At 61.8% G+C, this 25,970-nt stretch carries 18 protein-coding genes and 1 pseudogene; 6 read left to right on the top strand and 13 right to left on the bottom strand.

Annotated features, from left to right (window positions below; all coding sequences use genetic code 11):
* Positions 1-78 precede the first annotated feature (78 nt).
* Positions 79-279 carry a helix-turn-helix domain-containing protein gene (locus tag G7009_RS28130; protein WP_375139530.1) on the top strand — a complete coding sequence of 67 codons (201 nt, stop codon included), beginning with the start codon at positions 79-81 and terminating at the stop codon, positions 277-279.
* A gap of 10 nt (positions 280-289) precedes the next feature.
* Here G7009_RS28130 and G7009_RS03195 read toward each other — a convergent pair.
* Together G7009_RS03195 and G7009_RS03200 are read right to left on the bottom strand one after the other, a co-directional pair.
* Positions 290-633, bottom strand: a pseudogene (locus G7009_RS03195) (hypothetical protein); the annotation flags it as partial.
* 255 nt (positions 634-888) lie between these two features.
* Positions 889-1,929, bottom strand: coding sequence for an ABC transporter substrate-binding protein (locus G7009_RS03200; protein ID WP_181128519.1), 1,041 nt, complete (start codon positions 1,927-1,929; stop codon positions 889-891).
* 317 nt (positions 1,930-2,246) lie between these two features.
* Between G7009_RS03200 and G7009_RS03205 the strand changes: the two genes are divergently transcribed.
* Complete coding sequence (locus tag G7009_RS03205; protein ID WP_181128520.1) at positions 2,247-3,164, top strand: LysR substrate-binding domain-containing protein; 918 nt, start codon at positions 2,247-2,249, stop codon at positions 3,162-3,164.
* A 650-nt stretch (positions 3,165-3,814) separates the two neighbouring features.
* Here the strand turns inward: G7009_RS03205 and argE are convergent.
* From argE to G7009_RS03230, 5 genes are all read right to left on the bottom strand, one after another.
* On the bottom strand, positions 3,815-4,972 hold the full coding sequence (gene argE / locus G7009_RS03210) for an acetylornithine deacetylase (protein WP_181128521.1): 1,158 nt from the start codon (positions 4,970-4,972) through the stop codon (positions 3,815-3,817).
* Positions 4,965-5,642: a DUF1028 domain-containing protein gene (locus G7009_RS03215; RefSeq protein ID WP_181128522.1), complete on the bottom strand. Its 678-nt coding sequence runs from the start codon at positions 5,640-5,642 to the stop codon at positions 4,965-4,967. Before G7009_RS03215 ends, argE begins: the two co-directional genes overlap by 8 nt.
* 79 nt (positions 5,643-5,721) lie before the next feature.
* Positions 5,722-6,147 (bottom strand): RidA family protein, encoded by a 426-nt coding sequence (locus G7009_RS03220; RefSeq protein ID WP_181128523.1) that lies wholly within the window; start codon positions 6,145-6,147, stop codon positions 5,722-5,724.
* A gap of 55 nt (positions 6,148-6,202) precedes the next feature.
* Positions 6,203-7,480: a flavin-containing monooxygenase gene (locus G7009_RS03225; protein ID WP_181128524.1), complete on the bottom strand. Its 1,278-nt coding sequence runs from the start codon at positions 7,478-7,480 to the stop codon at positions 6,203-6,205.
* A gap of 328 nt (positions 7,481-7,808) precedes the next feature.
* Positions 7,809-9,722, bottom strand: a complete 1,914-nt coding sequence (locus tag G7009_RS03230; protein ID WP_181128525.1) for a hypothetical protein — start codon at positions 9,720-9,722, stop codon at positions 7,809-7,811.
* A gap of 957 nt (positions 9,723-10,679) precedes the next feature.
* Between G7009_RS03230 and G7009_RS03235 the strand changes: the two genes are divergently transcribed.
* A complete protein-coding gene (locus tag G7009_RS03235; RefSeq protein ID WP_181128526.1) occupies positions 10,680-11,741 on the top strand; it encodes an acyltransferase family protein in 1,062 nt (353 codons plus the stop codon).
* Between the two features lie 39 nt (positions 11,742-11,780).
* Here G7009_RS03235 and G7009_RS03240 read toward each other — a convergent pair whose 3' ends face one another.
* Together G7009_RS03240 and G7009_RS03245 are read right to left on the bottom strand one after the other, a co-directional pair.
* Positions 11,781-12,596 (bottom strand): DUF1206 domain-containing protein, encoded by an 816-nt coding sequence (locus tag G7009_RS03240; RefSeq protein ID WP_181128527.1) that lies wholly within the window; start codon positions 12,594-12,596, stop codon positions 11,781-11,783.
* A 113-nt stretch (positions 12,597-12,709) separates the two neighbouring features.
* Positions 12,710-15,259 carry an ATP-binding protein gene (locus G7009_RS03245; protein ID WP_375139531.1) on the bottom strand — a complete coding sequence of 850 codons (2,550 nt, stop codon included), beginning with the start codon at positions 15,257-15,259 and terminating at the stop codon, positions 12,710-12,712.
* Between the two features lie 288 nt (positions 15,260-15,547).
* On the opposite strand from G7009_RS03245, the gene G7009_RS03250 reads away from it, so the two are divergent.
* Together G7009_RS03250 and G7009_RS03255 are read left to right on the top strand one after the other, a co-directional pair.
* Complete coding sequence (locus G7009_RS03250) at positions 15,548-18,103, top strand: bifunctional diguanylate cyclase/phosphodiesterase (RefSeq protein WP_181128529.1); 2,556 nt, start codon at positions 15,548-15,550, stop codon at positions 18,101-18,103.
* A gap of 94 nt (positions 18,104-18,197) precedes the next feature.
* Positions 18,198-18,518 (top strand): hypothetical protein, encoded by a 321-nt coding sequence (locus G7009_RS03255; protein WP_181128530.1) that lies wholly within the window; start codon positions 18,198-18,200, stop codon positions 18,516-18,518.
* 1,435 nt (positions 18,519-19,953) lie between these two features.
* On the opposite strand, the gene lpdA is transcribed toward G7009_RS03255, so the two are convergent.
* The 4 genes from lpdA to G7009_RS03275 are packed head-to-tail and all read right to left on the bottom strand — an operon-like array spanning position 19,954 to position 24,975.
* Entirely contained in the window at positions 19,954-21,333 is a 1,380-nt protein-coding gene (gene lpdA / locus G7009_RS03260) for a dihydrolipoyl dehydrogenase (protein ID WP_181128531.1), read from the bottom strand.
* Between the two features lie 2 nt (positions 21,334-21,335).
* Entirely contained in the window at positions 21,336-22,682 is a 1,347-nt protein-coding gene (locus tag G7009_RS03265) for a dihydrolipoamide acetyltransferase family protein (protein WP_181128532.1), read from the bottom strand.
* On the bottom strand, positions 22,683-23,741 hold the full coding sequence (locus G7009_RS03270) for an alpha-ketoacid dehydrogenase subunit beta (protein WP_181128533.1): 1,059 nt from the start codon (positions 23,739-23,741) through the stop codon (positions 22,683-22,685).
* A 1-nt stretch (position 23,742) separates the two neighbouring features.
* Positions 23,743-24,975, bottom strand: coding sequence for a 3-methyl-2-oxobutanoate dehydrogenase (2-methylpropanoyl-transferring) subunit alpha (locus tag G7009_RS03275; RefSeq protein ID WP_181128534.1), 1,233 nt, complete (start codon positions 24,973-24,975; stop codon positions 23,743-23,745).
* A gap of 196 nt (positions 24,976-25,171) precedes the next feature.
* Between G7009_RS03275 and bkdR the strand changes: the two genes are divergently transcribed.
* Positions 25,172-25,657 (top strand): Bkd operon transcriptional regulator BkdR, encoded by a 486-nt coding sequence (gene bkdR, locus G7009_RS03280; protein ID WP_181128535.1) that lies wholly within the window; start codon positions 25,172-25,174, stop codon positions 25,655-25,657.
* Positions 25,658-25,970: the final 313 nt, after the last annotated feature.

The following is a 25,970-nucleotide window of genomic DNA, read 5'->3' on the forward strand; positions in this document are numbered from 1 at the left end:
TACGCTGACAAGTCTCGCGGCCATCCAAAGTATCTTCACTGTGAAGAAACGGTCCGGGTCGATGCCCTTAATGCATTCATGGCCACCGTCGTCGCGGGAAGCTTTTCGGCGGCGGCTCGGTTGCTGGATATCTCGCCCGCGCTGGGCAGCGGAGCAGTTCAATGTCTCGAGGTAGCCTTGGGATCAGGTTGTTCGTCCGCTCCAGTGGGTCTGCGCACATCGCACATCACTCACGCCCACGGTTCAGGTCCTGGGGGCCTCTCTCGCCGAGCGCTGTGAAAGCCATGGCGTCGACCGAGCCGAGCGCAAGGGTGTCGAGCTGTTGCGCCCGTGGGGCCGAATGGTCGATGACCTGGTGGGCGCCCAGTTCGCTCCCCCATTGACGGGTTTGCGGGCGCGAGGCGGTGCCGATCACCGTGAGCTGCGTGAGTCTGCGGGCCAGTTGAACCAGGATCGAGCCAACGCCGCCAGCGGCGCCGATTACAAGCTGGTGTCGACCGGGTTGACGGCGATCGCCTTGACCTCGACCAACAGGTCGCGAGAGCCCGGCATGGGTTCCGGCAGATCCATCTCGAACAAGGATCGAGGGTCCTGGATCGGCAGGCCGGGTTGGCTGAATACGACGGCTTTCATGGGGGCATTGTCCTTTGCAGGGAGAGGAGGAGTGTCAGGGGATCTGTCCGGTCGTTTCTGAAAAGCAGGTCAATCGAAGGAACACTCTCAGCATTTCATTGAAAATGAGCATGGACATGAACATAGGGACGAGCTGGGCCAGCGAGCACCCGGCGCTCGACCCATGTAGCTGGCACATACCAAAAAAGCCGCTGGATAAGCGGCCTTTTCGGTATCGAGGGTACGAAGTCTATTGCAGCCAATTGGCTGGATCCTTCAGCGAGCGGCCCAGGCGTTGAAGCGCTCCTCGAGCTCCTCGCCGTGGTCGACCCAGAACTCGGCATCGACCAGCTGCGCCTGGGCCAGGTTGTCCGGCGCCGTCGGAAGCTGCTTCTGGACCTCGACCGGCAGTTGCGAGAGGGCTTCGGTGCGGACCGGGCCGTATGGAATCTGGGTGGAGAAGGTTTTCTGGGACTCGACCTGGCTGGCGAAGGCGATGAATTTCTCTGCCAGTGCCTTGTTCTTCGAACCGCGCACGATGGCCCAATGATCGGGATCGTAGAGGCTGCCGGGCCAGACGATGCTCAGCTGGGAGCCTTCTTTCTGCGCCGCGGCGATCCGGCCATTGTAGGCGGCCGACATCACCACGTCCCCGGCCATCAACCACTGAGGCGGCTGGGCGCCGGCTTCCCACCACTGGATGTTTTTCTTGATCTCGTCCAGCTTGCGAAATGCGCGGTTCACACCCTCGGGCGTGCCCAGCACCTTGTAGAGATCGTCCCGGCTGACTCCATCGGCGAGCAAGGCGACTTCCAACGTGTACTTGGCCCCTTTGCGCAGGCCGCGTTTACCAGGAAAACGCTGGATGTCCCAGAAGTCGGCCCATGAGCTGGGGCCGACAGTGAGTTTCTGAGCGTTGTAGGCGAGCACCATCGACCAGACATAGCTGGCCACGCCGCATTCGCTCACGGTGCCAGGCAGGTAGCTTGATTGGTCGCCGAGGATCGCCGGATCCATGCGCTCGAAAAGCCCCTCTTCGCAGCCGCGGATGAGCTCCGGGCTCTCGACCTCTACCACATCCCAGGAGACATGGCCCACATCGACCATCGCCTTGATCTTGGAAAGCTCTCCGTTGTACTCGCCCGCCACTACCTTGGCAGCGCCGCTTTTTTCGAAGGGCTGGAAGTAGGCTGCCTGTTGGGCGACCTTGGTCGCACCGCCGAATGAAATGACGGTAAGGCTGGATTCCTCGCAAAGGGCTGGAAAACTGGCGGCGCAAAGAAACGCCAGGCTGATCGATGCGGTGTAAGTACGCATGAGACTCCCTCACTACTTGTGGTTGTGTTTGTGTGTGTAGAGGCAGTAGGGCCAGCCGGCCCGAGGTCGTGACACTGGTGAAGCGTCCCGGTCGATTTTTATGATTGTCGACCGCCCATGGTCTGATGCCGGTCATTGAGGTAGATGGTGCGCCACTATGGTCGCAAGGAAAACGAGTAAAAATATGCTTCAGTCATATGAAAAAGCTCTGTAGCCGCACGCCCACCCGTTCACTGTCCTGGGTTAATGTGGTCATCACTCGAAGAACACCGCTTTCGCTAACGCGCTGGCCGGCAAACCTTGCATCCGGGGTACCTGTGGCTTCCTATACGTTGAGACAGCTCAAATACTTTGTGACGACCGTGGAGGCCGGCAGTGTCGCCGAGGCTTCGCGCCAGCTGTACATCGCGCAACCCTCGATCTCCACGGCGGTCAAGAACCTCGAGGAAAGCTTCGGGGTTCAACTGTTCATTCGTCACCACGCCCAGGGTGTCTCCCTGACCCCGAGCGGCAAGCGCTTCTACCACAAGGCGCAGGAACTGCTGCGCCTGGCTCATGAATTCGAACAGAATGCCTTGGCCGACAACGATGTCGTGACCGGCCAGATCGATATCGGCTGTTTCGAAACGGTGGCGCCGCTCTACCTGCCGCAGCTGATAGCCGGCTTCAACGAACTTTATCCAGGGGTCGACATTCGCATCCGCGACGGCGACCAGCAGGAACTGGTGCAAGGGCTGACCTCAGGCTCGTTCGACCTGGCGATCCTGTATGACCACGAGCTGGACAACACCATCGAAACCGAACCCCTGATGCCGCCACAGAGACCCTACGTGCTCTTGCCCGCCAATCACCGCTATGCCGGGCAGGCACAGGTATCGCTCAGGGACCTGGTGAGAGAGCCCATGATCCTTCTGGACGTGCTGCCCAGCCGCACGTATTTCGTGAGCCTGTTCCATGAGCTCGACCTGACGCCCAACATCGTCTTCGGCTCACCCTCGATCGAGATGGTGCGCGGCATGGTCGGTCAGGGCTTTGGTTTCTCGCTTCTGGTGACGCGTCCGCACTCCACCAGCACTTACGATGGCAAGGAGGTCGTGGCGATCGAGATCGCCGAGCCGGTGACGATGTCGGGGCTGGCCAGCGCAAGGCTGCGCAAGGCGCAACTGACGAAACCGGCGCAGCTGTTCGTGAACTTCTGCCGGGAGAGGCTGACGCAGATGAGTCAGGAGACCTGAGACGCGGGTTTTTCACGTGGCTTCGTAGAGAACCGCGGGCAAGCTCTGATGCAATCAAAAAGGCGAGGGGTCGTGCTGAGGCTTGTGTTCCACTCCATAAGCCTGCGGCGAGTCTGATGGCCTTGTCGCGGGACGAGCCCGCTCGCCACTGGGATGCGGTGCGGCGACAAGCGAGTCAGGGGCCGCACGTGAGACAAGCCAGTTCATCATTGGGGCATGTGCGCTACGTATCCATAAGCCTGCGGCGAGTCTGATGGCCTTGTCGCGGGACGAGCCCGCTCGCCACCGGTATGCGGTGCGGCGACAAGTGAGTCAGGGTCCGCACGTGAGACAAGCCAGTTCATCATTGGGGGCATGCATTCGCTGCGCTACGTACCCATAAGCCTGCGGCGAGTCTGATGGCCTTGTCGCGGGACGAGCCCGCTCGCCACCGGGATGCGGTGCGGCGACAAGCGAGTCAGGGGCCGCACGTGAGACAAGCCAGCTCATCATTGGGAACATGCATTCGCTGCACCACGTACCGGTGGCGAGCGGGCTTGTCCCGCGACAAGGCCCTCAGCCTTATGAAAGACTTTGAGAGAAAACTAAAAGCACGGTAAATGAACCGTAATGTCGCTTCTTGATTGACTGGCAATGAAGCAAGTTCCGGCTCAAGCGCCGAGGTAGGTGGCCACGCGCAGCATCATCTCATCGCAGCGCTTCAACTGATCCAGGCTCACGTACTCGTCGGGCTTGTGGCCCTGGTCCATGCTCCCGGGCCCGCAGACGACCGTGGGTATGCCGGCCTGGTCGAACAGGCCTCCCTCGGTGCCAAAGGCGACGGTACCGAATTCCGCGCAACCGCACAGATCCGCCACAAGCAGCGCGGCTTCGCTGTCTGCGGGCGTGGCCAGGCCTGGGTAAGCGCTCAGGGGGCGCAGGTAGATGCCGGTGTCCGCCTTCACCGCCTGCATGCGCGGTACCAGGGCATCCGTGGCGAAACGCTCCAGGGCGTCGGCGACCTCCTGGGCATCGAAGCCTGGCAAGGCACGCACCTCGAAATCGAACTCGCACTCGGCCGGCACGATATTCAGCGCTCGCCCCCCCTGGATGACGCCGGTCTGGATGGTGGAGTAGGGGGGATCGAACCGCGCGTCATGCTTGCCAGGCTCGGCGAGCGCTTCCCCGATCTCGCCCAGCCGACCGATCAGCCTTGCCGCATACTCGATCGCGTTGACCCCATAGGGCGCATACGCCGAGTGGCAGGCAGCGCCTTTCACCTGGCAACGCATCGCCAGCTTGCCCTTGTGGCCAAGCACCGGCTTGAGTTCGGTCGGCTCGCCGATGAGGCACAGTCTGGGTTTATTAGGCCGCTGCTCGAGGCGGGCGAGCATGGAGCGCACCCCCAGGCAGCCCACTTCTTCGTCATAGGAAAAGGCCAGGTGCACCGGCCGACGCAGGGCGCTTTCGACGAACCTGGGCACCGCGGCCAGGACGCAGGCAATGAAGCCCTTCATGTCCGCCGTGCCGCGGCCATGCAGCCGGCCATCCGCTTCGGTCAGGGTGAAGGGATCGAAGGTCCAGTCCTGACCGTCGACCGGCACCACGTCGGTGTGGCCCGACAGCACGATGCCGCCTGACGTATCCGGGCCGATGCTTGCGAACAGGTTGGCCTTGGTACGTTCGTCGTTGAACAGCAGCTCGCTGTCCACACCGAACCCAGCCAGGTAATCCCTGATGAAATAGATCAGCTCCAGGTTCGAGTCGCGGCTCACGGTGGCGAAGCCGACCAGCCGCTCGAGCAATGCCCGGCTGGATTGGCTACTCATCCCCGGGCACTCCGTAGCTCGGTGCCGCCGTGGGGTCGAGCGCACGGGTGAGGTAATCCTGCAGCTGCGGTTTGTAGGTTTCCCAGAGCGAATCCAGTTGGCCTATCGGATCCGCGTCGGCCCAGTCCACGCGCAGGTCCGCGATCGGCCAGACCAGGTCACCGACGATCTTCATCGCCGCCGAATGCACGGGCCCGGCCTCGCCTCCTGCCGCCATCGCCGCATGCATGGCCGCCATGAGGCGATCGCCGAGTTGGCCGGGGGCGCTTTCGAATGCCTCGACCATGGCCTGGATCACATCGACGCTGGACAGCAGGTTGCCCGCGGCTGCGCACTGGTCACCGGCCACCGCGTTGTGAATGCCCAGGGATTCCTTGCCGCTGAAGGTCGCGATACGGCCGTCGCTGTCGATGACGGTGACCTGTCGATACTGGCTCCAGCCATTGGCATGCAGGGCACGGTCCAGGGCCACGCCAGGCTCGAGCTGTTCGTGCTCCAGCAGGTCGAGAATTTCAGGGCCCAGTGCCGGCAGCGTGATGTTCTGGGTGGATACCGCGCCGACACCGGCCCTGACCCACGGGCAGCGCGCGCCGACAGCGATGCTGGAAGAACTGATGGCAATACCGAGCTGGCCCGTTTCCGAGCAGCGACCGATGATGGAGAACGTCATGTACTACTCCTCGAAATTCCTGGAATACAGAGACCGGGCTACCAGCATGGGAGAACGGCCTCCATGGATCACTTGCCGATCAGCTCGCCTGCCAATCTTCCGGGATCACCGCGATGACGTCGATTTCCATCAGCCACTGCGGTTGCGCCAGGGCGGAAACGACCAGGCCGGTAGAGATCGGGAATACGCCCTTGAGCCACTTGCCCACCACTTGATAAACCGGCTCGCGGTAGCGAGGGTCGATGATGTAGGTCGTGGTCTTGACGATGTGCGACAGATCGCTGCCAGCCTCTTCGAGAAGCTGTTTGATGTTCTTCATCGCCTGTTCGGTCTGGGCGGCGGGGTCGCCCAGGCCCACCAGGCGACCCTCGAAGTCGGTGCCTACCTGGCCCCGCACATAGACCGTGTTGCCGGCGCGCACGGCCTGGCACAGGTCGTTGTCCAGCGTCTGGTTGGGGTAGGTTGCCTTGGTGTTGAACATGCGAATGCGGGTATGGGTTGCCATGTCTGTTCGATCCTGTTGAATCAGAGTGTCGTGAGGGGGGGTACCCGGCTGGAACTTACTGTTCCTGCTCGCGCTGGGTAGCGTCGCGGTAGGACAGATAGGTGCGCTGGGTAGCGATGTGGCCAGCCACATGCTTGGCGTCATGCCAGACCCCCCAGATGAACGCCGAACCCCGACGGGACAACCATGGCAGGCCCAGGAAGTACACGCCCGGCTCGCTGGAAACACCGCGCTGATGCTTCGGCTTGCCGCGCTCGTCGAACGCGTCCACCTTGAGCCAGCTGTAATCGACGGAGTAGCCAGTCGCCCAGATGATCGAAGTGATTCCGGCCTCGGCCAGGTTCAGCTCGAGCACGGGATGAGTCACGCAGTCAGGATCGGGGTAGCGAGTGCGCGCCTCCGGCTCTTCCGGCAGGTCCAGGCCGTTGCGCGCGATATAGGCATCCGCGGCATCCAGCAGGGCCAGGTAATTCTCATCGCCAGCGGTCAGGTTGGCCGTCAAGTCGTCCTGGAACTTGACCGCGCCGTTTTCGAACGACTGGGTCAGGCCGACAAGGGTCATGCCTTGATGAGCCAGGCCACGGAAGTCGACGGTGTTGCCACCCCGAGCGCCACTGACCGCAATGGTGACGTGCTCCCGCCCTTTTTTGACCGTTTCGGCATCCCACTCGCCCAGCACTCCGAGCCACCAGCAGAAATCGCGGTTGCGATAGGCGCGCGGCGGACGATCATGCGCGCCGACGGACAGGTACACCTTCCTGCCAGCGCGTTGCAGCTCATCGGCGATCTGGACACCGGACGAACCGGCGCCTACCACCAGGACAGCACCCTCTGGCAGCTGCTCGGGGTTGAAATAGGCGGCGGAGTGGATCTGGTGGATGTTGTCATCCGCGGGAGCGATCGGTGGTATGACGGGTTTCTGGAATGGGCCAGTTGCCACGACGACACGGTTCGCTTCGATCACCCCATCGGAGGTCTCGACGGTGAAACCCGGGCGACCCACATTGCGAACCACCTGACGGACTTCCACGCCGGTGCGGATGGGGGCATCGAATTTCTTCGCGTAGGTTTCGAAATACGCCGCGACCTGATCCTTGGAGGCGAAGGCATCGGGAGCAAGCCCATCGAATTCCAGGCCAGGGAAGCGATCGTGCCATGCCGGGCCATTTGCAACCAACGAGTCCCAACGGCCCGTGCGCCACGCTTCGGCGATTCGGCTACGTTCGAGGACGAGATGAGGGATGCCGAGCGTGCTCAGGTGCTCGCTAATTGCGATACCGGCTTGACCAGCGCCAACCACAAGGGTATCGATCTCTGTTTTTTGTACTGGCATCTGTGAATCCTTCGAGAGGCAGGAGTGGACCAGGTCGGCGATAGCGTCGCTGTCTATGCACATCCATCGTGTGGTGATCGTTTGCGCCGTGTTCATCGGTAGCCAAGGCGTTCATCGATCACATGCGGGATGGGATAGGTCACATTCTGTTCAAAGGGTGCAGTTCGCGAAATTATGATTTTTGTGGTCGCTGCCTAGGAAAATGCTGTTACCCCCGTGTGCAAAGGGTTCCAGGCCCTTCGCGAGAACTTTGAAGAGCCTCCGGAGCTTGAAAAAAACAGGGAAGTCACCCTGGCGCAAGGGTGCAGATCCTTGCGCAGGGCCATGGTCATGAGTCTTTCCAGGACAAGGCGAACAGTGTTTCGGCGGGTACTTCGAACTGGACGCGGCCGTCTCGGCAATCGACCGTGGCATCACGGCTACGGCTGTCGGGGCCGAAAAGCGTGAGAGCCGGACAGACGCTGCCTACGCCTCGCAGGCTGACTTGTTGCAGGCGGGCGCCCTTGTTCACGCCAAGCACACTGCGTTGTCGATCACGGGCCATGGCCAATGCGTCGACTTCGAACGCGCTGTTGTCCAGACGCTGGACCTGATCCAGCCAATGCGCCTGCATGAACTGTTGGGCGAGTCCCACGGGCTTCAACTCGAAGCGACCCGGGCCTGGCATCGCGATCATGCCCTTGAGATGGTTGGGATCGTCGGCAGCCTGAAACCAGTTGAGCAGATCGAGCAAACCGTCCTGGGCCGAGTTGATAGCGACCGAGGCCCACCACAGGGAGGCGAAGTGCGTTTCCTGTTCGTAGGGGCTCACGCTCCCACCGCTGGATATGTTCGTCTGGTCCAGCAGGAGCGCCTTGCGCGGCCGGCCATTGGCTTGCAGACCCACCACCTCGGCAGCTCGGCGCACATTGTCGCGGTACACCCGTGTGGCCAGCAGGTCGCGGACCATCCATTCATGCCAGGCCATGGCGTCGATCTTCGATCCCGATTCGGCGAGCATTCGTTGGGCCCAGTCGATGCCCCTGCGTTGCGCGCTCTCTGGCCGGAACGGACCGCCGACCAGCCGCGAGCTTGCCGGCATCGCGATACGCACGCCCGCTTCGCGAGCGCCCGGGAAGTCGCGCACCCGTTGCTCCATGGCATCGAAGTAGCGCTTGTAGGTGGTGTAGTCGCGGTAGTTGAGATTGGGCTCGTCGGCGAACGACAGGTAGTGAGTGCCGCTGCCACCCAGGGCCACAGTCGCCGCCAGCCAGGCGTCCAGACCCTTGAAGCTCTGGGTATCGGGCCGCAAGTCGGCCTTGCGCTGGGTGGCGGCCAGTAACGTCATGTTCGTATCGATGGCGCCGCGCTCCTGATAGAAACGTCGGAAGGCATCTTCGTAATGGGGCTTGGCGGCAAGGATGTCGACCAGGCTGTAGAACCCGGCCGCGCGTGGCTTGAGTGCATCGAGCGCGGCATGGCTCGACGGCGGCGGCAGCAAGTAGGGCAGAGCGACGCCCAGGCGCGGGGTAGGGCCGAGCACATCGGCATGCACAGTGAGTTCGGTACGGCCACTGTCCTGACGCAGCGGTTGCAGGTCTTGTGGACGCTGGGCGAACAGATTCGCCGTGCCGTCCAGCCAGAAGGCCGCCTTGCCGCGGCCTTGCAGGCGCAGGCGCCAGGTCTGATCGATGTCGCTTGCGGGCAGGGCGATCTTGTCGAATTGCGGATAGGCCTGATAGGACTTGAGGGTCAGTGCGACCTTGGCGCCATCGTTCAGACGTTCGGCCTGCAAAGCCCTCACGCCACCGAAGTACTTGCCCGCCAGGACCGCACGCTCACCGGCGCGGACCTTGAAGTAGAGCTCGGTATCAGGCCCGGTTTCGACGCTGAAGTGCACCTTGGCCGGCGCGAACAGGCCGACCGTGGTGTCGTCGTATTCCAGGCGGTAGCGCCTGAAACTGTAGCCCGGCACCTCGACGCGGTAGCTGACCTTGCTGGCTGGCAACGGCCAGGCTTGTTGGCCACGGCTTTCGCTGGAAGGGATCAAGCGCTCGGCGCGCAATTGGCCCTCGCCGTCGAGCAGGTAGATACGTTCGTCGTTCGCGTCCGTTTGCCACGCCGGTACCCAACTGACGCGCACCGTATCGTCGCGACCCGGTTGCAGGTAGAAGCTTCCGTCGCGCACGTCGCCCCACCGCATGGGGTCAGCCTGAGCCAGGCCGCCGAGTGCAAGTATCATTACTGCAAATATAGACTTCAAGTTCTTTGCCTCGGTGTCAAACGCAGCGCAACGATAGTGTTGCCTGGACGGAAACAGGGTGGGTATTCGCGCAAACGGGTCTGGACGGGATACGGCGAATGCGCGCAACTTTTCGCAAAAACACTCATGTCCATGGCGGCGTGTCCCCGTTAGGTTTTCAGACAGGTGATAAGGGTGTGTAACAGGTTATAGACCAATAGTGGCACATTGCATCATTCCGTGAATTTTTGCTGTTCACGGGGCTCAGTTGCACGATGGCCTCTGGGGGCATGTCGTTGGTGTTTTAGCGCCCTTGAGATCGAGCGCCGCCCACGCGGCGCTTCGCGAGCAAATCGCATCGGCGAACCGCCGCTCCCACATTTATTGCAACGTGCCATGGCCTGACAGACCGAGCTCAGCCTTGTTTGTACGACAAAGATATCGAGACGTCAGCAACAGCCTTGATGCAATCCTCAGCCATGCACCAAGGCTAACAACCCCGATCTCACAGGCCATGGCACGTTGCAATAAATGTGGGAGCGGCGGTTCGCCGATGCGATTTACCCGCGAAGCGCCGCGCGGGCGGCGCTGGATCTCAAGGGGGCCTACACATGCCATGACATGCACCACGCGGGCGGCGCTCGATCTCAAGAGCGCTGAACATGCCATGACATGCACCTGGAATCCCTCATGTAAACCCAAATAAATATAAGGTAATCAATCGGTGAACAATTTTATTTTCTACCGTTCAATCACTTTCCGATAGGTTGATCACATCAATGTTTTATTGGCGCCATTTGTGCGTCACGATGTTCCCATAAAATAAACCGAAACCAACTTGAACTTTGCAACGCTACTGCTAATGTTGCCTCGGCTTCGCACTTCGCAACCTATCGATTGTTCATGTTGGCGTATCCATAGTGTTAGCGCACGACAATAGAGTGCTTGCTGCTCCCTCCCAATTGAAAGGATCACGTCATGAGCGCCCCGCTCCAAGCGCCAGCCGACAAGCTGGACAGTGTTCAACTGCTGCGCGCCATCGCGGCACTCGCCGTGGTTTTCTTTCACATTCCATTGTTTCGCAATGGCGACTGGGGCGTGGACATCTTCTTTGTGATCAGTGGCTTCATCATGGCCCTGGTCACGACCCACTCCACCAGCCACTTTTTCACCAAACGGGTGGTTCGTGTCGTTCCGCTCTATTGGCTCGGCACGCTGGGTGTCTTCGGCGTGGCCCTGTTACTGCCGAGTCTGCTGGATAACACCACCGCGGACGTGCCTGGCCTGCTCAAGTCCCTGTTCTTCATTCCCTACCAGAAGGGTCAATACGTCCAACCCCTGCTGTACCTGGGTTGGACCCTGAACCTGGAAATGTTCTTCTACGCGGTGTTCGCCATCTCCATGGCCATCAGTCACCGTCACCGGCTGCTGATCTGCTCGAGTCTGCTGCTGGCGCTCGTGCTGCTAGGCAACCTGGTAGCGTTCGAGGGCCTGTTCGCACGCTTCTACACCCAGGAAATCCTCGCCGAATTCGTCCTGGGCATGGCCTGTTACGGCGTCTTTGCCCGCACCGCCGGCTGGCGCCGGGCAGGGCCCGGCACGGGCGCGCGCGCAGCCCTGATCGTGCTGGGTGTCGCTGCCCTGGCCTGCATGCCCTTTACCAGCGGCCTGATCGAGGCGGTGGGACGTTCGGGCGTCTGGGGCATATTGGCGACGGTCGTGTTCCTGGCGTTGGTCCATGGGCTGTCGGGAGTTCGCCTGCCCGGCTTGCTGGTACTGATCGGCGACGCCAGTTACTCCCTCTACCTGTTCCACCCCTATGTGTTGAAGGTGTTCAACAAGGTCTTCCACGTGTTCGACACACCGGGCATGCTTGCCTATGTCATGACCCCCGTGAGTATTGCCCTGTGCTGCGTCGTGGCAGTGGGCATCTATCGCTGGGTGGAGCTACCAACCACTCAATGGCTGCGCGCTCGTCTCATTGACCGGCGCAAGTCGGCAATTGGCTCGCAGGTCATGCCGGCCGGAAGCGGCGAATAGAGCGGCACTTGGACACCCTGGCCGGTATACCGCATGAGCCTATGCTCCTGGCACGCCAGGCACATCCATGTTGATCCTGCGCCAGGCGGCTTGGGCAAGGCTGTAGAGCGAAAAGGCCAGCAACCCCAGGCCCATCGCCATCAAGATAACGCCGCCGGCTGGGAGATTCTGCAGGGCATCGAGAGCATCCTTCATGCCTGGCGGGTTCATGGCCTTGTAATTGGAGCCACTGATCATCAGCAGCAGGGCTATCTCGATAAACACCACCCCACGAGCGATCAGGCCGAAGCGCGAGACGGGGCGCACATAGCGCATGACGTCCTTGTCGGCTTCGAAGTATTTCTCGAACGATGCCTTCCAGCCCTTGACGATATGAGCCATCCCTACGCCCAGCGGGACCATGGCAATGAGGTATATCAGGGTATTGGAGTGCTCCCAGGACAGCAGGTGAGCCAGCAGGTCCTTGGCCTGTCCTCCGCCGGAGCCGCCGGCGCTTTCGAGACCGCTGACCAGCAGACCCAGCGCGAAGAATGCCAACGCGCCGTTGGCCATCGCGCTGGCCAACAGGCCTGTCCGAATCACCACCCCCTTGAAGCTTTTACCATGATGGTCGAAGTCGCGGACTGCTTGCAGCACACGCCATCCGGCAAAGGCCAGCAAGCCGGCCACTACCAACCCGACGAGTACGTGGCCGAACGGCTGGCTCAGCAGGGCTTCCAGGCTCTTGTGGCTGTCCTTGGGTCTTGTGGAGTCTCGAGCGGCCAGCAGAGCGAAGATACCGATGATCAGATAGATTGCTCCCCGCGCGGCGTAGCCACCCCGTGCGAGTGCGATGAGACCTTGTTGCGTTGGCATGAAGAGGGTTCCAGAGAGGCTGTAGGTGAAAGACCTGTCTGGCCGGGTGGGGTTCGATCACAAGCTCGAGCGGATCGAACCCATGCAGCGGACGCGGACCTGTCCCGCCACCTTCAGCGCGCCAGGCCGCCTACCTCCATCTTCAGCATGTCACGCGCCTTGAGCACCAGGTGCGCCATGGCGAACGGCTTGGTGATTACCGCCATTCCCGTGTCGAGATGCCCGTCGCCCACCGCCGCGTTCTCGGCGTACCCGGTCACGAACAACACCTTGAGCCGAGGGACGATGCCCCTTGCCGCATCCGCGACTTGCCGCCCATTCATTCCTCCGGGCAGCCCTACGTCCGTGATCAGCAGGTCAACCGCGGGCCGCGCCTGCAATCCGCTAAGTCCCGTCATGCCGTCGGTGGCCTCCATCACGGAAAAACCTTCCTCTCGAAGCGCTTCGGCCATCAGCATTCGCACCGTGGCATCGTCGTCGATGACCAGAACCATGCCCTGACCGGCAACTGGCGCGGACGCCGAGGCCCGTACCGCGCCCTCAGGGGCTATCTCTCCCAGAAACCGTGGCAGGTAGAGCGTGAAGGTGGAGCCGGATCCCGGCACGGAGTGCGCGAGCACATGGCCCCCGGACTGGTTCACGAAACCGTGGATCATGGACAGGCCAAGCCCGGTGCCTTGCCCGATGGGCTTGGTGGTGAAGAAGGGGTCGAATATCCTGTCCATGAGCTCTGGTTCGATCCCGGAGCCCGTATCCTTCACGCTGATACGCACGAAGTCGCCCTCATGCCTGAGGCCGCGGGGCAGGTCGTTGCCATCGGTATTGGCGGTCTCGATGCTCATCAGTCCGCCGTCGGGCATTGCATCTCGCGCATTGATAGCAAGGTTGAGAAGGGCGCTTTCGAGCTGCGCGGCGTCGATCTTCGTCGGCCACAGTGCCGGGTCCTGGACAACGCTGATATCGATGGACGGACCGACCGTGCGCCTGATCAGGTCCTGCATGTTCAGCACCAGATGGTTCACATCGGCGGGCTTGGGATCCAGCGTTTGCCGACGAGAGAACGCCAGCAGGCGCTGCGTCAATGTCGCGGCCTTGTGCGCGGAGCCGTGCGCCGCCTTGATGAAACGTCCGATATCGTCGCTGCGGCCGACAGCGATGCGTTTCTCCATGAGCTCCAGGCTGCCGAGGATGCCGGCCAGGAGATTGTTGAAGTCGTGGGCGATGCCGCCAGTCAGCTGTCCCACGGCCTCCATCTTTTGCGCCTGCCTGAGCGCTTCATGCGCAAGCAGCAGTTCATTCGTTCGGGCTTCTACTCGTTGCTCTAGGGTCGCATTGGCGTTTTTCGTTTCTTCGAACAGCTTGGCGTTGTCAATGGCGATGGCGGCCTGGGCAGCCAGGGCGGCCATCAGTTTTTCATGCCGCTCGGTAAATTGATCCGCTTCGGGATGGCCGTAGAAAAGGCCCCCCAGTACTTGGCCCGAACGTGAAACCACGGACACTGCCAGATAACTTCTGATCGGCAGGTAGCCGGCGGCGGGCAGGCCATAATGGGGCGCGAATGCCTGGTATCGCGGATCCAGCGAGATGTCACCGGAACGTACGACACCCAGGTTCTCGAACGTCGGGTCGAACAGCCGTGTCGGCTCTGGGGGCGGCAGGTGAGCGAAGTCACGCTTGGAGGCGCCCGACAAGGTAACCAGGCGCAGCTTCTGGCCATCCTCATCGACCACGTTATGGAAATACGCGCCATAACGCGCGCCGGTCAACTCTATCCCGGCATCCGTCACCGTCTGCACCAGCCGCTGCAGATCGAGGTCGCCGGCAAGCTGTGCGTTGATCCGGTTGAGCGTCTCCAGGGTCCGGCTCTCTTCGCGCAGGGCCGCCTCGCTGGCGGTCAGTGCCGCGCGCGCCAGGTGCGCCTCGGTGACATCGAACCCTTCGCAGAAGATACCGGTCACTTCACCCGAGTCGTCCAGCAGGGGTTCATAGATGAAATCCAGGAAACGTTGCTCGGAAGGTGCTCCTGGATAGCTCAGCAGAATGGGCGTTTCGGCGGAGACCAGCCGTTGGCCGGTATGGTAGACACGATCGAGCCACTCGTAGAACCCCTGACCCTCGAGCTCGGGAAATGCCTCGTAGATGGTCTTGCCGATAAAATCCCTGTCGCCGAACAATCGCTTGTACGACTGGTTGACGAAATCGAAGGTGTGGTCCGGGCCGCGCAGGATCGTGATGAAGCCTGGCGCCTGCTCGAACATGCGTCTTTGACGCCTGGACTCCTCTTCGAGCCTGCGTTCGCCGAGGATTCGCTCGGTGGTCTCGTGGCCCTGGTTGAACACGCCCGCGATCTGCCCGTCTTCTCCCGGGATCGGCGTGAAACTGTAGTTCCAGTAGGTCTCGCACAGGTCGCTGCCTCGCGCGATCAGCAGCAGTTGATCGTAGGCGGAATAGCCCCGGGCAGTGCTGACGACGCTCTCGAACTGTGGACCGATCACATCCCAGATGTCTGCCCATACCTCACGTGCCGGTCGGCCCAAGGCCGTGGGATGGCGGTCATCGGGTATGGGCGCCCAGGCATCGTTGTAGAGCAGGCACAGGTCCTGGCCCCAGTAGATCGCGGTGGGAAAGCTGGAGTGCAGACAGATGCTCAGGGCCGATCGCAAGGATTGGGGCCAGGTACAGGGGTTCCCCAAGGGTGTCCTGGACCAGTCATGGCTCCGGATGAGCCTGCCCATTTCCCCGCCACCTTGGAGGAAATCCAGGGGCACGGAGCTTGGTACGTTTACGGTCATCGGTGTTGTCTCAAGCGATCAGGGTGTTCGATGCGGTCAATAGTATCGAGGAACGCCAGCCGAGGGTGGATCGATGTTGCAGAAAGCCATCACCGTTGCTCATCCATTGGCCTTATTGGCCGATAACCTGGCATGAACCCCGTATGCCGGTCGAGAGCAATGATCAAGAATCCCACCTGTGGTCCCACCCCCCCAGCAAGCCAGGGCCAGAGCGTCAATCTGACGCGCGCCTCATTATTCTTGTTCACCGGGCTTCTGACATTGGTCCTGTTGTTCGCCGGCGCGCTTGCCACCTATTTCGCGCTCAACCTGGACCGGACAGAGGCGAAGAAAGCGGCCTTCCTTGCCGACAAGGCGGTCCAATCGCTGCGCAAGAACGTACTGGCAACGACCAAGGATTATGCGTTCTGGGGCGACGCCTACCGCAACCTGCATCTTGCGCTGGATACGGAATGGGCATTCGTCCAGGAGAATCTAGGTCCTACACTGTTCCCGGCCTTTGGTTTCAATGGTGTGTTCGTGATCGGCACCGCGGACCAGACACTCTATTCGGTGATTGATGGCAAACGCTCGCAGGTGCCTGCCGCGCAGTGGCTAGGTGAGCCACTCGACCAGCTAGTGCGGGAGGCTCGTGCGCAGGAAGAGCACGAGAAGTCGGTAAGCGCATTCGTACGTACGAACGCAGCGCTGGTCCTGATCGGTGCCGCGGCCATTACGCCGGGTACGGACCCGACAGTACAGCGCGACGACGGCCTGGCATCGGTACTGGTATTCGCCAGGAGGCTCGACAACGGCAGCCTGGAATCCCTCGGTAACAGCTTCGGCGTCGAACACCTGCGTTTGGCTCAACGCCCGGCACTCGAGCCAGGTCAGGTAATGGACAAGGCGAAAGCGCTAGCGACGCTTGCATGGAGTCCCCCGACGCCGGGCCGCGAAATACTGGCGTTCATGCTGCCTCTGCTGGGGCTGTTCGCGCTGCTCGTCTACCTGATGGTATGGATAATCCTGCGCCGTGCCACGGCAGCGGCGAAGCTGCTCGATCTCAGTCATGTCGCCTTGCAACGCAGTCAGGGGGCGCTGGCCATCAGCGAAGCGCGCTTTCGGGATGTGGCCGAGGCCAGTTCGGACTGGATATGGGAGGTCGATGACCAAGGCCGGTTCACCTATCTCTCCGAACGGTTCGAGATCATTACCGGCTTCGCCCGGGAGGCCTGGCTGGGGATCGCCATAGAAAAGCTGGTCAAAGGCGAGGAGGGGTCGCTGCTGGAATGGTTGAACCACCGGTCCAGGAGCGCCAATGCTTCCTTCCAATGCACCTGCGTGGACAAGGAAGGCGGATATCGCATCCTGCGGGTGACGGCCAGGGACATGCAGGGCCAAGGCTATCGCGGGACCGCCGTGGACATCACCGACGATGTCGAGGCGCGAAAACGTATCGAGTACCTCTCCGAACATGACGTCTTGACCGGGCTGCCAAACCGAGAACGCCTGCGGGACTTCCTGGAAGGAAGGCTCAGGTCCGCGTCGACCGGCACGAACCCTCTGGTGATGTTCAGCATCGACCTCGACCGTTTCAAACCGGTGAACGATCTGCTGGGCCATGCGGTAGGCGACCGGGTGCTGCTCGAAACCGCACGGCGGTTGGGCGAATGCGTGCGCAGCGGGGACCTGGTGGCGAGGGTCGGAGGGGATGAGTTCGTGATGGTCGTCACCGGTATGCTCGATCATGTGGAGATCGAGGCGCTCTGTCGCCGATTGATCGATGCGGTCGAGCAGCCGATCCAGCTCGAAGAGCAGAACATCTTCATCAGCGCCAGTATCGGGATTGCCCTGTCGCCAAGTGACGCACGCGAGGCAGCGGAGCTGCTGCGCTATTCCGATATCGCGCTCTACGAAGCCAAGGCGAGCGGCAGAGGCACCTGGCGCTTCTACGCGGGTGACATGAATGCGCGGATCATCGAGCGCCGACGGCTTGAAAGCGACCTGCGTTATGGCATCAAGAATGGCGAACTGCGCCTGTATTTCCAACCGCGTTTTCGGATCAGCGATGGCCAGATGGTCGGCGCCGAAGCGCTGGTGCGTTGGCAGCATCCTCAACGTGGGCTGGTTTATCCGGATACCTTCATCCCGATAGCCGAAGACACGGGGCTCATCGCATCGTTGAGTGACTGGGTCCTCGATGCGGCGTGCAAGACGGCCGCCGACTGGCCTGAAGAACTGTTCGTATCGGTCAACCTGTCCTCCAAGGAGTTCCAGTCCACTCAATTGATCGAGCGGATCGAGCGGGTCCTGGCTGTTTCCAGATTGCAACCCGCTCGCCTGGAGCTGGAGCTGACCGAAAGCGTGATGGTCGAGGACGCCACGAGTGCCTTGAGTATCATGCGATCGCTCAAGGCATTGGGCGTGAAGTTGGCGATGGATGATTTCGGGACCGGCTATTCGTCACTGAGCTACTTGCGCTCGTTCCCGTTCGATGGGCTGAAGATCGACCGCAGCTTCGTGAGCCGATTGGGCGAGAGCGAGGATGACAAGGCCATCATCCAGGCGATCGTTGGCCTGGGCCGTGCATTGTCGCTGACCGTGACCGCCGAGGGCATCGAAACCCCGGAGCATCTGGCGCTGTTGAAAGCCGTGACCTGCGATGAGGGACAGGGGTATCACCTGAGCAGACCGATGGATGCGGTCGCGTTCAATCAGATGATGATGACGACCTAGGAAACAGGCTTCGGCGTGGATCGAGTAACTGAAAAGCAGAGGAGCGAGCGAAGATGATACCGACGTCATTCAAAGACTCTATCGGGGCCTGGTCATGAACCCGAGCACACCGGACGGTCGATATTTCGTGGTCAAGGGTCAGCTCTGGCGTTGCAGCGATCCCTCGCTGGCCGAGGACGTTCGACAAGGATCGGTCGACGAACTCATGGCCGGGAGGCGGGACGTCAAGGCGGCCAAGGCCTCGGGCGAGGTAGCGCAGTTGAAGGCCGCTCGGGCCCGCGTCAACGCCGCCAAGGTGGCGCTCGGCGAGCGAGGGCCCGTCTGGTGGGATGACGGGAGCCCGGATTACAACAGGTTCCTGGTCACCAACACGCCTTACGCCGACTGGTACCGCGCGCTCGGCCCGCGGACCTGACGTGTTCGACAAGGCCATGGACAGGTCACGTGTCTGAATCGGACGCGCGGTGATCGTTCATGTCTTGCGCCGACTACCTCGCCACACGGCCTTCCCGTAGAATCCGCGCCCTTTTGCTGGGATGTGGAGGATGGTCAGGGGTGAAAACCGCGCTACGGCGTGTGGATTGGTGACGATTGTCTTGTGGAGCACCGCCGCCGGTCTCATCAGGAGCGTGAGTGACGGTTTCGGCGCGCTGGGTGGAGCGGCCCTGATCTATGCCTGGGGCGCCATCCTGCTGTTGATCCTCTTCGGCAAACCGCGGCTGCGCTGGTCTTCGCGCTTCTACCTGGTCGTCGGCAGTGCGCTGTTCGTCGCCTATGAAGTCTGTCTTTCACTGTCGTTGGGGTATGCGAACGACAGCAACCAGGCGATCGAGCTGGGGGTCGTGAACTACCTGTGGCCGTGCCTCACGGTGCTACTGGCCATCTTCATGAGCGGCCAGCGCGCCAGCCTGCTGGGTCCGGCATGCCCTGATGCCTGGCAGTCAGGGAAGCCGTCTGATCTGGATGTTGAAGCTCATCGTTCGGTTTCTGAGATCAGCTGTGCGGCTGCTGCCCCTGTCGCGGGGCAAGCCCGCTCACCACTGGTTCTGTGCAAGTCATGCCACTGGTTGTGTGCAAGCCATGCCACTGGTCTGTGCAGGTCATGCCACTGGTTGTGTGCAAGCCATGCCACTGGTCTGTGCAGGTCATGCCACTGGTTCTGTGCAAGTCATGTCACTGGTCTGTGCAGTTCATGCCACTGGTTGTGTGGAAGACATGCCACTGGTTTTGTGCAAGTCATACCAATGGTCTGTGCAGGTCATGCCACTGGTTGGGTGCAAGACATGCCATTGGTTCTTTACAGGCCATGCCACTGGTTGTGTGGAAGACATGCCACTGGTTTTGTGCAAGTCATAACACTGTTCTGCGCAAGTCATGTCATTGGTCTGTTCAGGTCATGTCACTGGTTGTGTGCAAGACATGCCACTGGTTCTGTGCAAGTCATGTCACTGGTCTGTGCAGGTCATGCCACTGGTTGTGTGGAAGACATGCCACTGGTTGTGTGCAAGTCATACCACTGGTCTGTGCAGGTCATGCCACTGGTTGTGGGCAAGACATGCCATTGGTTCTTTACAGGCCATGCCACTGTTGCTGTGGAAGACATGCCACTGGTTCTGTGCAGGTGATGCCAGCGATATAAACAAGCTATGAAAGATGCTGGTGCCTTAGGCCTACGCTGGTGCTTTAAGCCTGCGCTGGTGTTCTGGCCCAAGTGGGGCACCGGTGGCATGACTTGCGAAGAACCGGTGGCGAGCGGGCTTGTCCCGCGATAGGGCCAGCAGCTTCACAGAAAATTACAGGGGGGTTACGCTCCATTTGCATAACCCGCCAGCCCAACTGCGCTGCTCCACTCAAAGATGCAACGCATGCCCCAACGCCCGCAGCGCCGCCTCCTGCACCGCCTCCCCCAAGGTCGGATGCGCATGGATGGTCCCCGCGATATCTTCCAGCCTAGCGCCCATTTCCAGTGACTGGGCAAACGCGCTGGACAGCTCCGATACCCCCACGCCGACAGCCTGCCAACCCATCACCAGGTGATTGTCACGACGAGCGACCACGCGCACGAACCCGCTACGCGATTCGAGCGTCATGGCGCGCCCGTTGGCGGCGAAGGGGAACTGCGCGACGATGCAGTCCAGGCCCTGCTGGCCGGCCTGTTCAGGTGTAGTACCCACCACCACCAGCTCCGGATCGGTGAAGCACACGGCGGCAATCGCGGCGGGCTCGAAACGCCGAGATTTGCCGGCGATCAGTTCCGCCACCATCTCGCCTTGGGCCATCGCCCGATGGGCCAGCATGGGTTCACCCGTCAGGTCACCGATGGCCCATACGTTGCGCATGCTGGTCTGGCAACGTGCGTCCACGTCGATAGCCGGGCCGTTCATCTTCAAGTCCAGGCATTCCAGGCCCTGCGTGCGTGGCCGACGGCCTACCGCGACCAGCACTCGGTCCGCTTCGAGGGTCAACGTCTGCCCCTGGCCATCGCGAGCCGTCAGGCACTGGCTAGCCGGATCGTAACCCTCGACGCTGTGACCCAGGTAAAGCTGGATACCGAGCTTGCCGATCGACTCGGCCACCGGCTGGGTCAGCTCGCTGTCGTAGGTCGGCAAGATACGCTCGCGCGCTTCGACCACGCTGACCCTAGCGCCGAGCTTGCGGTAGGCAATGCCCAGCTCCAGGCCGATGTAGCCGCCACCCACCACCACCAGGTGCTTGGGCAACGTCTCGGGCGCCAGGGCCTCGGTCGACGAGATGATCGGTCCGCCCAGGGGCAGCATCGGCAACTCGACACTGCTCGAACCGGTCGCCAGCAGCAGGTGTTCACAATGAATCCGCTGGCCATCGACCTCGACGTTCTTGCCATCGACGATCGTTGCCCAGCCCTGGATCACCTTGACCCCGTGCTTTTTCAGCAGCGCGGCTACCCCGGTCGTCAGGCGATCGACGATGCCGTCCTTCCAGGCCACGCTGCGGCCGATGTCCAGCCTCGGTGCACTGACGTGAATGCCGAGCGCCGAGCCATCCTGGTGGCTGCAAGCCTGATGGAATTGCTCGGCCACATGAATCAGCGCCTTGGAGGGGATGCAGCCGATGTTCAGGCAGGTACCGCCCAGGGCCTGGCCTTCGACCAGTACCGTGGGGATGCCCAGTTGCCCGGCGCGAATGGCAGCCACATAGCCGCCAGGTCCGCCGCCGATGACCAGCAGGGTCGTATCGAGGGTCTGTTGCATCGTCACTCCACGAACAGGCAGGCAGGTTGTTCCAACAGGCCGCGCACGGCCTGGATGAACAGCGCGGCATCCATGCCGTCGACCACCCGGTGATCGAACGAGCTGGACAGGTTCATCATCTTGCGCACCACGATCTGGCCATCGATCACCACGGGCCGATCGACCATGCGGTTGACGCCGACGATCGCCACCTCCGGTGTATTGACCACCGGTGTGCTGGCAATGCCCCCCAACGCCCCGAGGCTGGTCAGGGTGATGGTCGAACCGGACATTTCCTCGCGCGTGGCCTTGTTGTTGCGCGCGGCATGCGCCAGGCGCGTGATCTCGCTGGCGTTGTCCCACAGGCTGCCCGCTTCGGCATGGCGCAGGACCGGTACCATCAGGCCATTGTCGCCCTGGGTGGCAATGCCTACGTGCACGGCGCCGTGACGGGTGATGACCTGAGCTTCATCGTCATAGGTGGCGTTGATCTGCGGAAAGTCGCGCAGGGCAACGACCATGGCCCGGACCAGCAGGGGTAGCAAGGTCAGCTTGCCGCGACTCTCGCTCCATTGCTTGTTCAGGTGCAGGCGCAGGGCTTCGAGCGCCGTGACGTCGATCTCCTCGACATAGCTGAAATGCGCGACCCGGCGCTTGGCATCCTGCATGCGCTGGGCGATCTTGCGGCGCAGGCCGATGACCGGGATCTGCTCGCTGTCAGTGCGCCTGTCATAGCCGCCTGGCGCTTGGCCGACACGGGTATTCGGCCGGCTCATGAAGCTGTCGAGATCTTCGTGCAGGATACGACCGGCGGGCCCGCTGCCTTGTACGTAGCGCAATTCGATGCCGGCATCCAGGGCGCGCTTGCGCACGGCAGGGGAGGCGAGGGGCTTCTCGTCGGCCTGGCGATGCGCCACGGAAGCCGCGCAACCCGTGTAGCGCCCCCCAGCGCCAACCGCAGCTGGGGCTCCCTCGGACTGGACGGCATCAGCCATGGCAGAGGCGCCCTGTGGCTGGACGGCGCCAACTGCGGCAGAAGCAGCTGGCAGCTGGACAGCGCTTGCCGCCTCCACGGCCCCAGCTGGCTCGACCAGCTTGGCCTGCGGTGTGTCGACATGATTGCCGCTGCCTTCCACTTCGATGCGAATCAGCTCACTGCCGACCGCCATCACTTCACCGGGCTCACCGCCCAGCGCCAAGACCTTGCCGCTGACCGGCGAGGGTATCTCGACGGTTGCCTTGTCGGTCATGACATCAGCCACCACCTGATCCTCGGTGATGGTGTCGCCTATCTTGACGAACCATTCCACCAGTTCCACCTGCGCGATGCCCTCGCCAATGTCCGGCATCTTGATGACGTGCGTGCCCATTCAGACCTCCATGACCCGTTTCAATGCCGCGCCTACCCGGGTCGGCCCGGGGAAGTAGGCCCATTCCTGCGCGTGGGGGTACGGTGTATCCCAGCCGGTGACACGCTCGATGGGGGCCTCCAGATGGTGGAAGCAGTGCTCCTGGACCAGCGCCACCAGTTCGGCGCCGAAACCGCAGGTGCGCGTGGCTTCATGGACGACGACACATCGACCAGTCTTCTTCACCGAGTCGACGATGGTCTCCAGGTCCAGCGGCCAGAGGCTGCGCAGGTCGATGACTTCGGCATCGACGCCGGTTTCCTCGGCTGCCACCTGGGCCACGTATACCGTGGTGCCGTAGGTGAGGACGGTGACATCGTTGCCGGGACGGGTGACGACCGCCTTGTCCAGCGGCACCGAGTAATAGCCGTCCGGTACCGCACTCTGCGGATGCTTGGACCAAGGCGTCACGGGACGGTCGTGGTGGCCGTCGAACGGGCCGTTGTACAAGCGCTTGGGCTCGAGGAAGATCACTGGATCGTCGCATTCGATCGAGGCGATCAACAGGCCCTTGGCATCGTAGGGATTGGACGGCATTACCGTGCGCAGGCCGCAGACCTGGGTGAACATCGCTTCCGGGCTCTGGCTGTGGGTCTGCCCGCCATAGATCCCGCCGCCGCAGGGCATGCGCAGGGTCAGCGGGGATATGAACTCGCCCGCCGAGCGATAGCGCAGGCGCGCCATTTCCGACACGATCTGGTCGGAAGCGGGGTAGAAGTAGTCGGCGAACTGGATTTCCACCACGGGCCGCAGCCCATAGGCGCCCATGCCGACGGCCGTGCCGACGATACCGCTTTCGGAGATCGGCGCGTCGAATACCCGTGACTTGCCATACTTGACCTGCAGCCCTTCGGTGCAGCGGAACACGCCACCGAAGTAGCCGACGTCCTGGCCGTAGATCACCACATTGTCATCGCGCTCGAGCATCACATCCATGGCCGAGCGCAAGGCCTGGATCATGGTCATGGTGGTCGTGGTCATGGCGGTTCCCGGGTCGATGCTGTTGCTTTGGTCGTTCATCTCAGATCCCCAGTTCCTGGCGTTGGCGACGCAGATGGTCAGGCATTTCCTTGTACACATCCTCGAACATCGAGGCAGCGCTCGGGATAAGGCCGTTGCTCAGCGTGCCGAACTGCTCGGCGGCCTTCTGCGCGGCGATGACCTCGGCTTCCAGCTCGGCCGTGACAGCCTGGTGCTCTTGCTCGGACCATTGGCCGAGGGTGACCAGGTGTTGCTTGAGGCGGGCAATCGGATCGCCGAGCGGGAAGTGGCGCCACTCATCGGCCGGGCGATATTTGGACGGATCGTCCGAGGTCGAGTGGGGACCGGCGCGGTAGGTGACCCATTCGATGAGGGTCGGGCCGAGACCGCGACGCGCCCGCTCGGTGGCCCAGCGCGAAGCCGCGTAGACCGCCAGAAAATCGTTGCCGTCCACCCGTAGCGAGGCAATGCCGCAGCCGACGCCACGACCGGCAAACGTGGTGGACTCGCCCCCGGCGATGGCCTGGAAGGTGGAGATTGCCCACTGATTGTTGACCACGTTGAGGATGACCGGGGCGCGGTAGACATGGGCGAACGTCAGTGCGGTGTGGAAGTCCGACTCGGCGGTGGCGCCGTCGCCGATCCAGGCCGAGGCGATCTTGGTATCACCCTTGATCGCCGAGGCCATCGCCCAGCCTACCGCCTGTACGAACTGGGTGGCCAGGTTGCCGCTGATGGTGAAGAAGCCGGCCTCGCGCACCGAGTACATGATTGGTAGCTGGCGCCCCTTGAGCGGGTCACGCTCGTTGGAGAGCAACTGGCAGATCATCTCGACCAGCGATACATCGCGGGCCATCAGGATGCTCTGTTGACGGTAGGTGGGGAAGCACATGTCGGTGCGGTTCAGGGCCAGGGCCTGGGCGGTGCCGATGGCTTCCTCGCCAAGGCTCTGCATATAGAAGGACATCTTCTTCTGGCGCTGGGCAACCACCATCCGGCTGTCGAAGATGCGCGTCTTGAGCATGGCGCGCATGCCTTGACGCAGGACCTGGGGATCGATGTCCGCAGCCCAAGGGCCCAGCGCATTGCCTTCGCCATCCAGTACCCGGATCAGGCTGGAAGACAGGTCGGCCGTGTCGGCGGGCTCTACATCGATGGGAGGTTTGCGAACCTGGCCAGCGTCATTCAGCCGCAGGTAGGAAAAATCGGTCTGGCAGCCTGGCCGGCCTGTGGGCTCGGGCACATGCAAACGCAGGGGGGCGTACTCGTTCATGCTTTTACGCTCGCTCGATCTGTTGTTTTTTTGAGCTTTGAAGCGGTCGCCGCTGCTGTCGGCTTGTGACCGATCTGGCAGCGTTGGTTACATCATAGGAGGCTGGCGGGAGAATTTTTCTCTCTTGTTCATTGCCTTTATCGCGGGTCGGAGATAAACATTCCGCATAACCACAAGAATCAGGTGAATTTGTCTCATGCGAAAACTGGATCGCACGGATATCGGTATTCTCAACGCCCTTCAGGAAAATGCGCGTATCACCAATGCCGAGCTGGCGCGCTCGGTGAACCTGTCTCCCACGCCCTGTTTCAACCGGGTCAAGGCCATGGAAGAGTCGGGGGTGATTCGTCAGCAGGTGACCTTGCTGTCGCCCGAGGTATTGGGGCTGGACGTGAATGTATTCATCCATGTCAGTCTCGAGAAGCAGGTAGAGCAGTCGTTGCATCGCTTCGAGGAGGAAATCGCCGAGCGCCCTGAAGTGATGGAGTGCTATCTCATGACCGGAGACCCCGATTACCTCTTGCGTGTGCTGCTGCCCAGCATCCAGGCGTTGGAGCGCTTCCTCGACTACCTCACACGGTTGCCCGGTGTTGCCAATATCCGTTCCAGCTTTGCCCTCAAGCAGGTGCGCTACAAGACGGCATTGCCATTACCCGCCAACGGGATGAACCTGCGTGAGTGAGGGGCGGGTTGGCGCCGCCATCTGTTGCGCGCAATGCCGGACAGACAAGGTAGAACAGCCGATTCAGAGGCTGGAGTTTATCGGGTAGGTCTCGAACTTTTTGTGATGCTGAGGGCCTATCGCGGGGCAAGCCCGCTCGCCACCTGGATTGTGTTTTCACTGCACCGGTGGCGAGCGGGCTTGCCCCGCGATAGGCCCTCAGCATCACAGAAGATTCCACAAACCGAAGACTAAGCTTCAGGCTGTGAATCGACTTTTTTGCCTTGACTGACCCGCATCGCCCCCGCTGCGCAGGCTTGATATTCCGTGCGTT

The sequence above is a fragment of the Pseudomonas capeferrum genome, from assembly GCF_013523055.1.
Taxonomy (GTDB): Bacteria; Pseudomonadota; Gammaproteobacteria; order Pseudomonadales; family Pseudomonadaceae; genus Aquipseudomonas; species Aquipseudomonas capeferrum_A.

Bases quoted from the DNA above. Each gene is read 5' to 3' on its own strand.
- G7009_RS03225 (WP_181128524.1), bottom strand. From the start codon at position 7,480: ATGCCAGTACAAAAAACAGAGATCGATACCCTTGTGGTTGGCGCTGGT.
- G7009_RS03235 (WP_181128526.1), top strand. From the start codon at position 10,680: ATGAGCGCCCCGCTCCAAGCGCCAGCCGACAAGCTGGACAGTGTTCAA.
- G7009_RS03220 (WP_181128523.1), bottom strand. From the start codon at position 6,147: ATGGCAACCCATACCCGCATTCGCATGTTCAACACCAAGGCAACCTAC.
- G7009_RS03270 (WP_181128533.1), bottom strand. From the start codon at position 23,741: ATGAACGACCAAAGCAACAGCATCGACCCGGGAACCGCCATGACCACG.
- G7009_RS03200 (WP_181128519.1), bottom strand. From the start codon at position 1,929: ATGCGTACTTACACCGCATCGATCAGCCTGGCGTTTCTTTGCGCCGCC.
- lpdA (WP_181128531.1), bottom strand. From the start codon at position 21,333: ATGCAACAGACCCTCGATACGACCCTGCTGGTCATCGGCGGCGGACCT.
- G7009_RS03265 (WP_181128532.1), bottom strand. From the start codon at position 22,682: ATGGGCACGCACGTCATCAAGATGCCGGACATTGGCGAGGGCATCGCG.
- argE (WP_181128521.1), bottom strand. From the start codon at position 4,972: ATGAGTAGCCAATCCAGCCGGGCATTGCTCGAGCGGCTGGTCGGCTTC.
- G7009_RS03255 (WP_181128530.1), top strand. From the start codon at position 18,198: ATGAACCCGAGCACACCGGACGGTCGATATTTCGTGGTCAAGGGTCAG.
- G7009_RS03275 (WP_181128534.1), bottom strand. From the start codon at position 24,975: ATGAACGAGTACGCCCCCCTGCGTTTGCATGTGCCCGAGCCCACAGGC.
- bkdR (WP_181128535.1), top strand. From the start codon at position 25,172: ATGCGAAAACTGGATCGCACGGATATCGGTATTCTCAACGCCCTTCAG.
- G7009_RS03240 (WP_181128527.1), bottom strand. From the start codon at position 12,596: ATGCCAACGCAACAAGGTCTCATCGCACTCGCACGGGGTGGCTACGCC.
- G7009_RS03215 (WP_181128522.1), bottom strand. From the start codon at position 5,642: ATGACGTTCTCCATCATCGGTCGCTGCTCGGAAACGGGCCAGCTCGGT.
- G7009_RS28130 (WP_375139530.1), top strand. From the start codon at position 79: ATGGCCACCGTCGTCGCGGGAAGCTTTTCGGCGGCGGCTCGGTTGCTG.
- G7009_RS03250 (WP_181128529.1), top strand. From the start codon at position 15,548: ATGATCAAGAATCCCACCTGTGGTCCCACCCCCCCAGCAAGCCAGGGC.